Source organism: Vreelandella indica (assembly GCF_037070225.1).
GTDB classification, from domain to species: domain Bacteria; phylum Pseudomonadota; class Gammaproteobacteria; order Pseudomonadales; family Halomonadaceae; genus Vreelandella; species Vreelandella arctica.
Genome location: NZ_JBANSO010000044.1, coordinates 1 through 15,488, shown reverse-complemented (window position 1 = coordinate 15,488; position 15,488 = coordinate 1). Strand labels below are relative to the sequence as shown.

Annotated in this window: 15 protein-coding genes; 11 read left to right on the top strand and 4 right to left on the bottom strand. The window is 53.6% G+C overall.

What is annotated here, in order from left to right; translation table 11 throughout:
- Positions 1-543: 543 nt before the first annotated feature.
- The 3 genes from V8L71_RS19680 to V8L71_RS19670 all read right to left on the bottom strand — a co-directional run bounded on the left by V8L71_RS19680 (position 544) and on the right by V8L71_RS19670 (position 3,222).
- Positions 544-1,476 carry a LysO family transporter gene (locus V8L71_RS19680; protein ID WP_101147458.1) on the bottom strand — a complete coding sequence of 311 codons (933 nt, stop codon included), beginning with the start codon at positions 1,474-1,476 and terminating at the stop codon, positions 544-546.
- Positions 1,477-2,196, bottom strand: a complete 720-nt coding sequence (locus V8L71_RS19675) for a hypothetical protein (RefSeq protein WP_101147457.1) — start codon at positions 2,194-2,196, stop codon at positions 1,477-1,479.
- Between the two features lie 90 nt (positions 2,197-2,286).
- Positions 2,287-3,222, bottom strand: a complete 936-nt coding sequence (locus tag V8L71_RS19670) for a 2-hydroxyacid dehydrogenase (protein ID WP_336275211.1) — start codon at positions 3,220-3,222, stop codon at positions 2,287-2,289.
- A gap of 304 nt (positions 3,223-3,526) precedes the next feature.
- On the opposite strand from V8L71_RS19670, the gene doeA reads away from it, so the two are divergent.
- The 9 genes from doeA (at position 3,527) to V8L71_RS19625 (ending at position 11,990) form a co-directional block, all read left to right on the top strand.
- Positions 3,527-4,726, top strand: coding sequence for an ectoine hydrolase DoeA (doeA, locus tag V8L71_RS19665; RefSeq protein ID WP_176302433.1), 1,200 nt, complete (start codon positions 3,527-3,529; stop codon positions 4,724-4,726).
- 24 nt (positions 4,727-4,750) lie between these two features.
- A complete protein-coding gene (gene doeB, locus V8L71_RS19660) occupies positions 4,751-5,782 on the top strand; it encodes a N(2)-acetyl-L-2,4-diaminobutanoate deacetylase DoeB (protein WP_336275210.1) in 1,032 nt (343 codons plus the stop codon).
- Positions 5,783-5,790: 8 nt separating this feature from the next.
- On the top strand, positions 5,791-6,267 hold the full coding sequence (locus V8L71_RS19655) for an Lrp/AsnC family transcriptional regulator (RefSeq protein ID WP_336275209.1): 477 nt from the start codon (positions 5,791-5,793) through the stop codon (positions 6,265-6,267).
- A gap of 218 nt (positions 6,268-6,485) precedes the next feature.
- The gene (locus tag V8L71_RS19650) at positions 6,486-7,982 is read left to right on the top strand and encodes an NAD-dependent succinate-semialdehyde dehydrogenase (RefSeq protein ID WP_336275208.1); all 1,497 of its coding nucleotides are present in this window, start codon (positions 6,486-6,488) and stop codon (positions 7,980-7,982) included.
- Between the two features lie 71 nt (positions 7,983-8,053).
- A complete protein-coding gene (locus V8L71_RS19645; protein WP_336275207.1) occupies positions 8,054-9,487 on the top strand; it encodes an aspartate aminotransferase family protein in 1,434 nt (477 codons plus the stop codon).
- A gap of 116 nt (positions 9,488-9,603) precedes the next feature.
- The gene (locus tag V8L71_RS19640) at positions 9,604-10,281 is read left to right on the top strand and encodes a haloacid dehalogenase type II (protein WP_336275206.1); all 678 of its coding nucleotides are present in this window, start codon (positions 9,604-9,606) and stop codon (positions 10,279-10,281) included.
- Between the two features lie 61 nt (positions 10,282-10,342).
- Positions 10,343-10,690 (top strand): putative quinol monooxygenase, encoded by a 348-nt coding sequence (locus V8L71_RS19635; RefSeq protein WP_008956294.1) that lies wholly within the window; start codon positions 10,343-10,345, stop codon positions 10,688-10,690.
- Between the two features lie 44 nt (positions 10,691-10,734).
- Positions 10,735-11,202: an S-ribosylhomocysteine lyase gene (locus tag V8L71_RS19630; RefSeq protein ID WP_101147450.1), complete on the top strand. Its 468-nt coding sequence runs from the start codon at positions 10,735-10,737 to the stop codon at positions 11,200-11,202.
- Positions 11,203-11,378: 176 nt separating this feature from the next.
- Positions 11,379-11,990: a LysE family translocator gene (locus V8L71_RS19625; protein ID WP_336275205.1), complete on the top strand. Its 612-nt coding sequence runs from the start codon at positions 11,379-11,381 to the stop codon at positions 11,988-11,990.
- Positions 11,991-12,229: 239 nt separating this feature from the next.
- Here the strand turns inward: V8L71_RS19625 and V8L71_RS19620 are convergent, their stop codons facing one another.
- Entirely contained in the window at positions 12,230-12,697 is a 468-nt protein-coding gene (locus V8L71_RS19620) for a MarR family winged helix-turn-helix transcriptional regulator (protein ID WP_336275204.1), read from the bottom strand.
- A gap of 166 nt (positions 12,698-12,863) precedes the next feature.
- Between V8L71_RS19620 and V8L71_RS19615 the strand changes: the two genes are divergently transcribed.
- Both V8L71_RS19615 and V8L71_RS19610 read left to right on the top strand, forming a co-directional pair.
- Positions 12,864-14,054, top strand: coding sequence for a hypothetical protein (locus tag V8L71_RS19615; RefSeq protein ID WP_336275203.1), 1,191 nt, complete (start codon positions 12,864-12,866; stop codon positions 14,052-14,054).
- On the top strand, positions 14,054-15,292 hold the full coding sequence (locus V8L71_RS19610; RefSeq protein ID WP_336275202.1) for a Zn-dependent hydrolase: 1,239 nt from the start codon (positions 14,054-14,056) through the stop codon (positions 15,290-15,292). The genes V8L71_RS19615 and V8L71_RS19610 overlap by 1 nt, the downstream gene beginning before the upstream one ends.
- The last annotated feature ends 196 nt before the right edge of the window (positions 15,293-15,488 follow it).

Here is a 15,488-nt window from a genome sequence, read left to right as displayed (position 1 = left end):
AGGTCAGCTTTTCAGGTACCATTTTGGAAGCGGCTGTTGGTGCTTGATGGATTGGTTAGGTTCTTGAAATCATAGCACTTTCAGCCGCTTTCTTTTATACCCTGTGAGAAATCCGGGCTAGCTCATTACTCTTTAATGACTTCCTTTCCTTACCCTCGGCTACCATGCCTCTAGGCGTTGCATCGGAAGTCGCTACTTAAGAGCAGGCGCTACTTAAAAACTATAGTTGAGGAATCATAGGTTAGCTAAATGGGGGGCAACCATAACCTACATCAATATGCGTGTTAAATAAGTATCGGAAGAGCTAAAGAGGCACAATGGAAGAGCGGTTAAGTCCGTTAAATGCTTTGGCTTTAAAGGGTTATGTTTAAAATTTAATAAAAGATAAGAGGGTTTTTTCTATTTTTGTTTGTTGAATTTTCCTGTATCTTTAGTGAGCTAGGCTGTTTTTTTAACAAAAGTAAATAGTAACTTTGGCTTGCTTATTAATCGCTTAGGGCAGGGGGCGAGGCCACTGCGAAAAAAAGCATGGCCTCGCCGCATTTAAGCCGATAGTGAAAGAAAAAACAGGATCAGCGGGGGGGATAGCAGCGAAAGAATAAACCCGCTGACCACGGCGATAGGGACGCAGGCCACGCCGCCATGTTGCTGAATGACGGGCAAGGTGAAATCCATAGAGGTCGCCCCGCCGTAGCCAATCGCCAGCGCGGTATGGCGATGGATCACCAACGGAATCAGGATAAACGCCAGCAGCTCGCGGGTGAGGTCGTTGAAGAATGCCACGCCACCCATTAGTGGGCCTAATTGATCGCCAATTAGAATCGCCGAAAGCGAATACCAGCCGAAGCCCGAGGCCATCGCCAACCCTTCGTTCCAGCTAAGTGAAAGCAGCGGGGCGGCAACTAGGCCCGCCAGTAATGAGCTGATTGCTAGGGTGACTGCAATCATCAGCCCCATACGGTTAAGCAGGATTTGTCTAAGAGGCATGCCTGAGTTGCGCAGCTGGCAACCAATCAGTGCTAATAGTAGGTAAAGCACCCATTCGGCGAGTAAATCGGCGGTGCTGAAAAGCCCTTCGCCCACAAGAGGCCCTGCCAGCAGGCCGACGATAACGCCGCCCGCCACCACAGCAACGAGCAACAGCGAGCCCTGCATGGCGGCCAATTTACTGGTGGGTGCATTCTTTACCACCGGCGAGTTGCCTGCCTTAAGGGGCAAACGGCATGATAACCACCAAAGCGCTGCTAGGTTAAAGGCGGTGGTAATGCTAAATAGCAGTAGGGCGTTGCCACCTAAGCGTGAAAATTGGCTAGCTAGGTTTTCTAGACCCGCCAAACTGATGCCCATGAACAGTAAAATCAAATAAACCGAGCCGCTAACGGCTCGGTTTATTAACTGCTGAATGCGGGTGGCATGCACCGGTACCAAGTAGCCAAGAACCAGCGGTAACAAAACAATCAATAAGCCTGAAAACATTTAGGGCGTCGTGCCCCCGTCTGGGTTGAAGTTGGTTAACGTCAGCTGCGTTTCGCGGCTGCCCTCTTTTTGGTACACCGCAGACAGAATCAAGCCGGGCCAGTCGGGGTGAAAGTGAAGTTGCAGCAGGCGGTCAGGTTTCTCTATATCAATCAAGGATACCTGCAGCGCTTCAAACTCACCGGCAGGGACGCTAATGGTGTCAGGGGCGTTGGTATTTTTTTCTGTAACATAATACTGAAAGTGCTCATCACGCCCCTTTTGATCAACAAACTCAATCTCGCAGGGGGCGCTCTCGATGCAGTTTTCATGCCCCGCCCGGCGCGATAAATCAAACAGCGCCGTTTGCCGATCTAAGCTGGGAATATCGTTTTCGTTTAATTCATAGCTATCACCGACGCCTAGCACTGAGTAGCTGCTATTAAAGAGCAGCGCCTGGGTCTCATCGCCGTTGACAGCAAAACGGCTGAATTCCTGGCCGCGTGCCACGGTAATGGAAAAACGCATGTCGCTTAACCAGTGGCTACCTTCGTTAGTGAGCCGGTGGGTGATGGTGGCCCCAGGCCAGCCGCGCACTTCAAGCCGGTATTGGGCCTCAAAGGGGCGTGGGTCTTTGAGTGTGTCTGCTGCTAACGCCATGCCGCTCAACCAGAAAGCGGCAAGACTCAACCCTATCCCCGCAAGCATGCGGCTAGGCTGTCGTGCGAAAACATTGACCAAGGCCGTCCCTCCAAAAATGGTGTCTTCCTAAGAGCCTTTAGCCAGCGCTTGGTTCCCAGCGCGCTAGTATAACCGCGGTGGAGGAGGGCTTCAGTAGCCCGCGTCCGGGTTGACGGTGGAGAGTTTTTCACCTGATTCAAAGGCATGTAAGTAGGAAATTACCTGGTCGATGGCATCATTCAGCGGCGTAGGCGCCGCCATATGCGGTGTAACGACCACATTGGGATGCTGCCATAGCGGACTGTTTGTCGGCAGCGGTTCCTCCTGAAAGACATCCAGTAGTGCCCCTCGCAAGTGGCCCGGCTGGTCAGCACTGCCCAACGCATCCAGCAATGCCTGTTCATCAATCAAGCTGCCCCGGCCTGGGTTGATCACGCTGGCGCCTTTGGGTAATTGGGCAAGACGCTCGGCGTTAAGAATGTGTTTGGTCGCTTCCGTGTCAGGCAAAATAGTGACTAAGCTTTGTACTTGACCTAACAGTTCGGTTAACCCGTCATCGCCGTGAAAGCAATGCACGCCGCTAATTTGCTTGGGCGAGCGGCTCCAGCCCAACACCGGAAAACCAGCTTGCTGCAAAGCGCTGGCCACAAAACCACCTATAGCCCCCAGGCCTAGTACACCCACCGGCCACTGCGATTTCTCTACCACGGCCTGTGGTTGCCAGGTGGCGCTTTGCTGCTGTTCCCGGTAACGGTCCATGCTGCGGTAAAAATGCAGCACACCATACAGGGCGTAATCGGCCATTAACTCGCCCATGCCCGCATCGCGTAACTTCACAATCGGTACATCGCTAGGCAGCCCTGGCGTTTTCAGCAGGTAATCCACCCCGGCGCCTAAGTTGATAATCCCTTTTAGTTGAGTCTGTTCTTGCAGCAAATGCGCAGGCGCTTTCCAAATGGCGAGGTAGTCAGCCTGTTTGCGCTCCTCCGCGGGTGCTTCGCTAGTTAGCACTGTGGCTTGGGGCAGTGCCTGTGAAAGCGCCTCCTGCCACTGTGCAGCTTCGTCAATATGGACAATAATTTTCATCCCGCCTCCTCTCGATAAAAGTGTCTTCACTGCCGTTATCATGGTGAGCGATGGGGACTGTTGCAAGCTCGCTCAGCCTAAATAATGATGTTCTATGCACTTTTTGTCATAAAGCCTTTGACCGCTAACCAAGGGTCGGTGCTAGTATCGCCTTAAGACGACATTGGCGGGCCTGCTGCAACCGCAGCAGATGCAACCCCGACGCCTGATCGGTGGTGGCCAGGTCGATCCTGTGGCCCAGCGTTGTGTGCCTAACAGTAGGCAGCACGTTGGTTCTTGGTGATCCTTAATGGCGAGTTGCCCGATGACTCAGGTTTCCCTACCTTTCACACGCGAAGAGTATGCTACCCGCCTGTGGAAAGTGCGTGCTGAAATGGCCAGTCGTGGCATTGACGTATTAATCGTCAGTGACCCTTCCAATATGGCCTGGCTAACCGGTTACGACGGTTGGTCGTTTTATGTGCATCAGTGTGTCCTGGTGGGCCTCGAAGGCGAGCCGGTATGGTTTGGTCGGCGCATGGATGCCAACGGTGCCCTGCGCACCTGCTGGATTGATCCCGACAACATCACCTACTACCCGGATTACTATGTGCAAAATCCGGATATGCACCCAATGGAGTATCTGGCGCAGTCGATCATGCCTGATCGTGGCTGGCACTTGGGTGTGGTGGGTATGGAGATGGATAACTACTACTTCTCCGCCAAGGCCTATCTGAGCCTGTTGAAAGAGCTGCCCCATGCACGCTTTATGGATGCCAATGCGTTGGTCAATTGGTGTCGTGCGATCAAATCGCCCCAGGAAGTGGCCTATATGCGCATTGCCGCCAAAATCGTGGAAGGCATGCATACGCGTATTCTGGAAGTGATTGAACCCGGCCTGCCGAAGAGCAAGCTGGTGTCGGAAATTTACCGCGTAGGCATTGAAGGCTTTGTTGATGGGAATGGCAAGGTTTTTGGCGGTGACTATCCCGCCATTGTGCCCATGCTGCCTACCGGTAAAGACGCCGCTGCACCGCACCTGACCTGGGACGACACGCCTTTTCGCAAAGGCGAGGGGACCTTCTTTGAGATTGCCGGGGTGTTTAAGCGCTACCATGCGCCCATGTCGCGTACGGTTTTCCTGGGTACGCCGCCCACTGACTTTATCCGTGCCGAATCGGCGCTGCTGGAAGGCATTGAAAACGGCTTGGCAGTGGCCAAACCCGGTAACCGCACGGCGGATATTGCCATGGCGCTGGGTGCGGCGATGGATAAATACGGTTTTGACCGCGGCGGCGCCCGCTGTGGTTATCCCATCGGTATTTCATACCCCCCCGACTGGGGTGAGCGCACCATGAGTTTGCGCCCCTCCGATGACACTATTCTGGAGCCGGGCATGACGTTCCACTTTATGCCCGGGCTCTGGGAGGAAAACTGGGGCTTGGAAATTACCGAAAGCATCTTAATTACCGAAGACGGCTGCGAAACCCTGGCCAATTTTCCGCGCCAGCTGTTTGTTAAGTAGTGGTTTGTAAAAAAGGAATATCCAATGACTGATCAAGCGAACCAATTGCGGCCAAGCCCCATTTCCGCCACCGTTGATTTCGATGCCGATGGCGTGCAGCACGGCTTTTTAAAACTGCCCATCTCCACTGACGAATCTGCATGGGGCGCGGTGATGATTCCGGTGACCGTGGTCAAGAACGGCGACGGCCCCACGGCACTGCTGACCGGCGGCAACCACGGTGATGAGTACGAAGGCATTACCTCGCTGCTGAAGCTCTCTTCAACGCTTAAAGCAGAAGACGTAACAGGGCGGGTGATTATCGTGCCATGCATGAACACCCCAGCCGTGATGGCGGGCAAGCGCACCTCGCCGATGGATAAAGGCAACCTCAACCGCAGTTTTCCCGGCGACCCTAACGGCAGCGTCACGCCGCAGATTGCCGACTACTTTACCCGTGTGCTGGTGCCGATGAGTGATGTGGTACTTGATCTGCACTCTGGCGGCCGTACGCTGGATATTCTGCCGTTTGGTGCGTCTCACGTACTGGATAACAAAGCGCAGCAGCAGTCCGCGCTGGAAGGCGCCAAAGCGTTTGGCGCCCCCTACGCCATGGTGATGTTTGAGCTGGATGCGGAAAAACTCTTCGACACCGCCTGCGAGCGCCAGGGCAAAGTGTTTGTGGCCACCGAGCTTGGCGGCGGCGGCACGTCGACTCCCTTAAGTATCGCCATTGCCGAACGCGGCGTGCGCAATTTCCTGATTCACTACGGGCTAGTCAAAGGCGAAGTCGAAATGCCCGCAGGCGGGCAGATGTATCTCGATATGCCCGATGCCAGCTGCTATGTGCAGAGCCAGCACTCCGGCGTGTTAGAGCTGTTGGTGGCCTTGGGTGATGAAGTGAAAAAAGGCCAGACGATTGCCTACGTGTACGACATGACCCGCAGCGGTACCGATCCGGTCGCCTATAAAGCGGAGCGCGACGGTATTTTGATGGCTCGCCGCGCGCCCTCGCTCATCAATATGGGCGACACCCTGGCGGTGATTGCCGATGTTGTCGAACGCCTGGAGGCGTAGCCCCCGGCATGATGAAACTTGACCGTTTTGATCTCAAAATCCTCGATATCCTCTCCCGCGATGGGCGGATCACCAAGTCGAAGCTGGCCGAGGCGATCAACCTCTCGGTCAGCCCCTGCTGGGAGCGGGTAAAACGGCTGGAAAAAGCCGGTATTATTCAGGGATACAGCGCGCGCATCGATAGCGAGGTATTGGTGCCGCGCAATCCTGTATGGGTGCAGATCGAACTTAAACAACACAACGCCGAAAGTTTCGCCCGCTTTGAAGCGCTGGTGATGCAAACCCCCGAAGTCACCGAGTGTGTCGCGGTAGGGGGAGGTGTCGATTACCTGGTGAAGTTTGAAGCGCGTACGATCGATAGCTACCAGCGCCTGATGGATAAGTGGCTGGTGTCCGAAGCCGGTATCGAGCGCTACTTCACCTATATCGTGACCAAAACCGTCAAGCGGGTTCCTATCGGCATCGATACCGACGACATTCTTTAAGCCCCACCAAAAGCTATTACCAAGTACAACCAAAAAAAAGCACTGCCAAACGTCCGCTGACAAAAAAAGTCGCGTGATAAGCCTCGGTTTTCAAAAACACTTCGTGGCGCCTCTCCGTTAACCTATGTGCATTCGACGGCAAGGCAATGAGCTTGCTGACAATGCCACACAGTTATTGCAGCGCTCGGTTAGCCAGACTGCATTTGAGGGAGGTTTCCATGACCACACTATCGACCACGCTGGCCAAGCGCCTGGAAGATCCGCGTCTGTTCCGGCAGTACGCCTACGTGAACGGTAAATGGACCCATGGGGAAGGCGGTCGCGAAGAAGCGGTGTATGACCCCGCCACCAATGAAGCCATTGGCCATATCCCGTTGCTGGAAGCCGAGCAGATCACTGCCGCTGTGGATGCTGCCGAAGCGGCGTTTGTACACTGGCGGGCACTGCGCGCTGATGAACGCTGCGAGCGTTTGCTGGCCTGGTACGACCTGATTCAAGCCAACCGTGAAGACCTCGCCACCATCATGACGCTGGAGCAGGGCAAGCCACTGCCCGACGCCCGTGGCGAAGTCGAGTACGGTGCCAGCTTCGTGCGCTGGTTCGCGGAAGAGGGCAAGCGTACCTACGGCGAAACTATTCCCAGTCATATCCCGAATGCGTCACTCGGCACCATTAAAGAGCCGGTCGGCATCGCGGCGATGATTACGCCCTGGAACTTCCCGCTAGCAATGATTACCCGCAAAGCCGCGGCTGCGTTGGCCGCTGGCTGCCCGGTGATTGTAAAGCCTGCCAATGAAACGCCGTTCTCTGCGTTGGCGCTGGCGGAGCTTGCCGAGCGGGCGGGGATTCCGGCAGGGATTTTCAACGTCGTGCTGGGTGACCCGGCGGAAGTCTCCAAAATTCTTTGTGGCGAGTCGCGTATTCGTGCGCTCTCCTTCACCGGTTCCACCCGCGTGGGCCGTTTGCTGATCGAACAGAGCGCCAACACCGTCAAGCGGCTCTCTCTGGAGCTGGGTGGCAACGCGCCGTTTATCGTTGGACCGGATATGGATCCGAAGCAGGCTGCTTATGCAGCAGTCGATGCCAAGTTCCAAACCGCCGGGCAGGACTGCCTAGCCGCCAATCGCATTTTGGTACACGAATCCATTCATGATGAATTCGTCGAACAGTTCGCCGAGCGCATGGCCGCACTTACTGTGGGTAATGGCTTGCAGGGTGAAATTGATCTGGGCCCACTGATTCACCGTCAGGCGGTGGAAAAAGCGGCTTCGATTGTCGATGACGCCATTTCCAAAGGCGCCAAGATGATTGGTGGTGACCAAAGCCAGGCTCCGGGTGAAAACTTCTTTATGCCGGTGATGCTGACCGGCGTGACGCCAAAAATGAAGGTATGGCGGGAAGAGAACTTTGCTCCGGTAGCCGGGATTACCGCTTACAGCACCGATGACGAAGTGATCGAAATGGCCAACGACACCGAGTACGGCCTGGCCGCGTACATCTATACCCACGATATCCGCCGTATCTGGAAGCTGATGCGCGCACTTGAGTACGGCATGGTCAGCGTTAACTCCGTCAAAATGACCGGCCCGCCGGTACCCTTTGGCGGCGTGAAGCAGTCCGGCCTTGGCCGTGAAGGTGGTGCCACCGGTATTGATGAATATCTGGAAACGAAATATTACTGCCTGGGTGCGCTGGGTTCAGTCTCAGGCAGCTAATCGCCAAGTTGACAATAATTTAAAACATCCTCCCCGCAATGCGGGGAGGTTTACCGTACAGAGAGAACGCTATGAGCTTGCATCAGGATTTGATCGAACGCGACCGTAAAGTCACTTTCCACGCCTCTACCCACCTGCGCGATTTTGCCCACGGCGACCTGCCGGGCCGCGTGATTACCGGCGGTAAAGGCATCAACATCGTAGATAAAGACGGCCGCGAATTTATCGACGGCTTTGCCGGGCTTTACTGCGTCAACATCGGCTATGGGCGCACCGAAGTCGCCGAGGCGATCTACAAGCAAGCGCTAGAACTCTCCTACTACCATACCTACGTAGGCCACTCTAACGAGCCGCAGATCGAGCTTTCCGAGCGTATTCTGAAGATCGCGGGCATGAACATGTCCAAGGTCTACTACGGTATGTCCGGTTCAGACGCCAACGAAACCCAGCTCAAGATCGTGCGCTACTACAACAACGTACTGGGTCGCCCGCAGAAGAAAAAGGTCATCTCGCGTATGCGTGGCTACCACGGTTCCGGTATCGCCTCTGGCTCGCTGACCGGTCTGAAAGCGTTCCACGATCACTTCGATCTGCCGATTGACACCATTCGCCATACCGAAGCGCCGCACTATTACCTGCGCGCCGCTGAGCAGCACGGCATGACTGAGCTTGAGTTCTCTGCCTATTGCGCCGAGAAACTGGAAGCGATGATTCTGGAAGAAGGCCCGGATACCGTCGCCGCCTTTATCGGCGAACCGGTACTGGGTACGGGTGGTATCGTACCGCCGCCGGAAGGCTACTGGGATGCCATTCAAGCCGTGCTGGCGAAGTATGACGTGCTGCTGATTGCCGATGAAGTGGTGTGTGGCTTTGGCCGTACCGGTTCTGATTTCGGCAGCCATCACTACAACTTGAAGCCTGACCTGGTCACCATCGCCAAAGGCTTAACCAGTGCTTACCAACCGCTTTCCGGCGTGATTGTCGGTGAGAAAGTGTGGCAAGTGCTTGAGCAAGGCACCGGCGAATACGGCCCCATCGGCCACGGCTGGACTTACTCAGGCCATGCGCTGGGCTGTGCGGCAGGGCTTGCTAACCTGGATATCATTGAGCGTGAAAACCTGGTGGGTAACGCGTCGGAAACCGGTGCTTACTTCCAGCAGCAGCTAAAAGCTAACTTTGAAGGTCATCCGCTACTGGGCGACGTGCGCGGTGTCGGCCTGATGGCGGCGCTGGAGTTCTCGCCAGACGCCAAGCAACGCCTGCACTTCGACCCCGCGTTGAAAGTCGGCCCGCGTGTTGCAGCAGCGGCAATGGAAGAAAACCTGATTGCCCGCGCCATGCCCCAAGGCGATATTCTCGGCTTTGCACCACCGCTGACCATTAACCGCGATGAAGTGGACGAAATGATTGGCCGCGCCAAACGCGCCATCGACCGCGTAACTGATGAACTAGTGCGCTCCGGCGACCTTAAAACCGGCCAGCAGGAGGCTGCCTTTACGGTTTAATCACCTATATTAGCCTTTTGAGCGCCGCTGCCTGTGCAGCGGCGCTTTTGTTTTTGTAGGCCACGACTATGCTGAATACAGTTGTTAGCCAATTGATAGTAAAGGAGAGGCCCACGATGCAGCCGGTATTAGCCTTCGATGTTTACGGCACGCTGATTGATACCCAGGGAGTGACCGTTGAGCTGGAACGACGCTTGGCCGATGCTTCCAAAGCAGGCGAATTTGCCCGCCGTTGGCGGGAGAAGCAGCTTGAATACAGCTTCCGCCACGGCCTGATGGGCGCCTATGTGCCCTTTTCTGAATGTACCCGCGAAGCGCTGGTCTTTATCGACCGGGCGCTACAAACCGGCCTTTCCGATAACGATCACGATCACTTAATGGCGGTGTATGCTGAGCTACCTGCGTTTGATGATGTCGTGCCCGCCTTGGATCAATTGCGCGATGCAGGCATTCGCTGTGTGGCGTTCTCAAATGGCACTGCCGATGCCGTCTCGACGCTACTGACGCGTGCGGGCGTTGAGAGCCATATGGATGACGTCATCAGCGCGGATGAAGTAAAGCGCTTCAAGCCAGACCCCGCCGTGTATTCCCATCTGCGTAGCCGCCTGGAAACCCGCCCTGAACACACCTGGCTAATTTCCAGCAATCCCTTCGATGTGATTGGCGCCACCCATGCCGGGTTACGAAGTGCGTGGATACGGCGCAGTTCGGATGCTCCGTTTGACCCATGGGGTATTGAGCCTGATATGACAGTCACCGATCTAGAAGCACTAGCAGAACGCATTATTCGCTAGGTTGTGAACCTGCGTAGACAAGCCGCATAATGACGCACGCTTAACGACTTAGGATATGAGCATGTCAGAAAAAATTTACTGTGTTGCCGGCTTTAAACCCAAGCCAGGCAAGGAAGAAGCCGTATTTAAAGCACTTCAGACCCTAGAACCGAATACGCACCGGGAAGATGCTTGCATTCACTACACGGTAACGCGCCAGATTGACAACCCCTTTGCCCAGGGCACCGGTTATCCGATCGTGTTTCATGAAATTTGGGCCAGTCGTGAAGAGTTTGAAGCGCACTGCCAGCGTAAAGAGATTCAAGACTTCTTCGCCAAGCACGTTGAGTCACCCGATGGCGATATTGAAGATGCCAACGTGTGTGTTTACACCGATGAGCCATGGAATTTTGACGCGCCCAAGGTGTAAGCGAAATGGTTTAAGCGAAAAGTTTTAAGTAAAAAGGAGCTAACATGACCGATAAAAAGATGAACGTCGAAAGCTTTAACCTGGATCACACTAAGGTAAAAGCTCCATACGTGCGTTTAGCCGACATCAAAGAAGGCCAGAACGGCGACCGTATCCACAAATACGACCTGCGGATCTGCCAGCCCAATAAAGATCACATGGAAATGCCAGCGCTGCACTCCCTTGAGCACTTGATGGCTGAGCTGTCGCGCAATCACACTGATAAAGTGGTCGATATCAGCCCCATGGGCTGCCAAACCGGCTTCTATATCGCGATGATCAATCACGACGACTATGACGGCGTGCTGACGATCATCGAACAAACGCTCAACGATGTGCTGGTCGCTACCGAAGTACCTGCCTGCAATGAAATGCAGTGCGGCTGGGCCGCCAGCCACAGCCTGGAAGGTGCCCAGGAACTGGCCCGCAACCTGCTGGCCAAGCGCAACGAGTGGACGGAAGTGTTCGCATAAGCGTTATGTAACCGCACGAACGACGCGCGAACGTATTAATAAAGTAAGAAGCCGAACGCCTCCTGGGTATACGCCCAGGAGGCTTTTTTATTGTCGGTGCATTAACGGATGGAAAACGCCAAACAACGGTGACATGCTGGCACAACGTACGCATTTTCCACGGGTGAGGCATTAACATGTTATTGGACACATGGCTTTTATACCTGATCGCCTGCATTGGTCTATCGCTTTCGCCAGGGCCAAACGGCCTGTTGGCGCTGACCCATGGCGCCATGCATGGTAGCCGCAAAACGCTGTTTACCATCATTGGCGGTGCCACAGGCTTTTTCCTGATTATTGCCCTGTGCATGTTTGGGATTGGTGCGCTGCTCAAGTCGTCAGTGGTATGGCTAACGGTGCTGAAATGGGTCGGTGGTGCCTACCTTGTCTGGTTGGGTATTCAAGTGTGGCGTTCGCCGCCGATTACAGGCGAAATTGATGTGAATGCAAGCCGAGCGAGCGGATGGCACCTTTATCGCCAAGGCGTACTGGCATCGATTACTAACCCCAAGGTGCTGCTGTTCTTCAGCGCCTTCCTACCTCAGTTTATCGACCCACAGGGAAGTTTGATGCTGCAATTCTTGGTGCTGGCAGGCACCTTTGTGGTTATCGAATGCATCGTGGAAGGCCTGCTCGCTAATATGGCCAACCGCATTCGTCACTGGTTAAAACGCGTCGGCCGCGGATTCAACCGCACCTGCGGCGGTATCTTTGTTGCTATCGGGGCTGCGTTGCCGTTAAGGGCTTAGCGTTGTTCATCCTGATCGGTGACTGTCATTAACATTTATGCAGCCTCTCTTAACTGACATACCTAGCCCATAGACGCGAGCCTCCTGCTGACTGTCCTTGTTATCTTCTGACAACAGCAATAATCGTTCATTAAAGATGATAGCTTCTGCTTCGGACATGACACATATGGATATCTTTATGTTTGCGGCCATTGAAAAAATGCCGTCACCTTCTCAAATGCTTGCTATCAACGGCAGCACTAAAATACATCGAGCGCTGATGAGCTATTTAGCTCGCCACTATCGATGATCTTTCGGCAGAGGCTCAGAAACGTTTTTCGTTCTAAGTCTGTCAGCGCGCCGAATACCTCTTCTTGACGCCGAACCACCTTATTTTCGATCTCCGAAAGCAAGGCGGCGCCTTCGGCGGTAGGAAAAAGTTGCTTAGCGCGCGTGTCATTATTATCTACTTCACGTTTGATCAGGCAACGATCCTCAAGCAGTTTGATTGCCCTGCTGATCGAGTTCTGTGGTCGTGGGAAGAGGATTTGTACGTCTTTTGCGAGAATGCCTGGAAAATAGCTGACTGCATAAAGCGTTGACCACGCATTTACTGGCATATCATAGTTTTTTTCGATAAAACGGCTAGTTACTTGGTTATTAGCCAGTACGATGTGGCTCATTGCCATTAGATAGCACAGATCTGAGGAGAAGGTCTCCTCAAGCATTGATAACCTTTTGTCAGTCATCCTTGATACCTCTTTCAACGGTATACATACCACCATCCTGTTGCAATATAAATCCATATGGATCTATATTGAGTTTTAGCGCGCAGCATATTACAAGTTTAAAGCTACTTAGCGGGCTGCGTTCAAACCGAAAAAAGGGGTTCTCATGTCACAACTCGCAGCCTTCGCAATACTCGCGTTCATTCTTTATATCGGCGATGTGGCCGCTTTACGTACCAAATCAAAGCTGCCTTCAGTTTTTGTATGTGCCGTTTTATTTCTAATTGGCTATTGGACTTTTTTTCCCGCAAATATAGTTGAGATCGCGGGCATTCCAACACCTGTGGTTTATCTCGCTATATACCTGCTTATTACCAATATGGGCACTTTGCTGTCGATCGATGAATTGAAGCGGCAATGGCGAACGGTCGTCATTGCACTTTGCGGGATCGCTGGTATAGCAGCAATTCTATTCACTGTGGGACGGCTTTTTCTTGATTACCAAACAGTAATTGTAGCAACTCCTCCACTAACAGGCGGCATTGTGTCGTCACTGATCATGTCGCAAGCAGCTTCTGAGGCCGGACTTGAGAGCCTCGCGGTGCTTGCTATATTGATATATGTGATGCAGGGCTTCATTGGCTATCCGTTAACGTCGCTGATGCTTCAGCGAGAAGGATGTCGCGTTCTCAACCTTTATCGGGCTGGACAATGGGTAGTCACTGATGATGCTGCAACCGGTTCGACATTGGGCGAAAATCCTCTGCCGCGCCTCTTCCAGAAGATGCCACCTGCCTACAACACGGTGTACTTCAAACTTTTCCGGCTAGGAGTTGTTGCCTTTCTGGCGTGGGGCGTGGCTCAACTAATTCAACCTGTTTTCGAAATAAGCCCCTTTGTACTTTGTTTGATTGGTGGGGTACTCGCATCCTCTTTTGGCTTCCTTGAACGCCAGCCACTGCAGTCGGCGAACTCTTTCGGCTTTGTCATCATGGTTTTGATGCTGTTTATTTTTGGCGGCCTCAACCGGGCAACACCTGAAATGCTGCTTGGTCTCGCTGGCCCAATGTTCGGGGCGATCATTATCGGCATCTCCGGCATGTACATTTTTTCATACGTTGCGGGCAAACTTTTGGGGATGACGCCGGCCATGGCTTTTGCCTGCTCACTGACAGCGCTCTATGGGTTCCCCGCGGACTACGTTATTACTAACGAGGTGGTAAACACGCTTACCGACGATGAGAAAGAGCGCGCAGCCCTCTCCGCACATATGATGCCTTCCATGCTGGTCGCCGGATTTGTCACGGTGACTATGGTATCCGTTGTTATAGCAGGTATTTTTACAGGATTGATCTAATGACACAGCAGCATATTAACGAATTCCGAGTTCAGGATATGATCGAGTGTATCGCACGGTTCACATCGACACCTGGTAAAGGAACTACCCGCCTTACCTACAGCGCAGAGCACAGAGATACACGAGATTATCTACTGGCGAAAATGAAAGAGGCGGGACTGCAGACGAGAGAAGATGCCGTCGGAAATCTTTTTGGGCGAATTGAGGGCAAAAACCCGGCCCTTCCGCCAGTGTTAGTGGGGTCGCACTTCGACTCTGTTCCGAACGGCGGTAACTTTGATGGCCCCGCTGGGGTGGTCGCCGGGCTTGAAACGGCTTTTGTTTTTCAAGAACTTGGCCTGAAACCAGAACGATCTGTCGAGATTATTGCGATGATTGAGGAGGAAGGTGGCCGTTTCGGTAGTGGGCTATTGGGTTCTCGTCTTCTGACGGGCCAGGTCAAACAGCAGGAACTGTATGAACTGAAAGATCAAAACGGCATATCCGTTGCACAGGCAATGTCAGAGTTTGGGCTGGATCCTTCAAGGTCTGACGAAGTGGCGCTGTCAGCAGGTTCTCTCCACGCCTTTCTGGAGCTGCACATTGAGCAGGGGCCGGTTCTTGAACAAAACCAGGAAGACATCGGCATTGTCACCGAGGTTGTCTCGCTGTCACAGATTGAGGTGACCGTGATTGGTGCGGCGGGCCATGCGGGAACGACTCCAATGAATGCCCGAAAAGATGCGATGGTCGGGGCAGCAGCTGTTATCGCTCGGATTCCTGATATCGTTATAGAGGTGGATAAGGCAGCTGTTGGCACTGTCGGGCGTATAGTAGCTCAACCGGGTGGTGCGAACGTCATTCCTAATAGTGTCTCTTTCAGCGTTGATATCCGGTCGCCGCAGGCGGAAAACGTTGCCGAGATCAAGGGCAAGCTTCGCACAGAGTTGAAGCAACTTCTGGATGACGGTCTTACGTTCGAGATCAACGAAAAGATAACCATTCCGTCCACGCCAATGGCCAAAGAGATTCAGGAACAGTTCGCTAAAGATGCCAATGCCAGTGGAATAAATTGGCGTTGGATGCCCAGTGGCGCAGGGCATGACGCTATGATCCTGTCGAAAATAACGCAGACGGGATTGATCTTCGTCCCGAGCCGCGATGGTATCTCTCATGCGCCTGAGGAATGGACTGACTACAAGAAGCTTGCGAAGGGGATTGAGGTGATTTTCCGAACCGCAAAAGCTCTTTCTGAGTGAAATAAACGATCAGAAACTGCTTCGGTTTGGCTCCTTCATAGCGATTTTCCCTTACGTACTAGATCGCAAAATATAGGTTCTTCGTCACTTCACGTGGATTTGGCCTGATCGAATAGGCGGCCCACCGGGCTCCCAATCAGGTAGATCATGGCGATAAAGTTGGCCTCGTTCCGGTAGCCACGTGCCCGTGACCGAG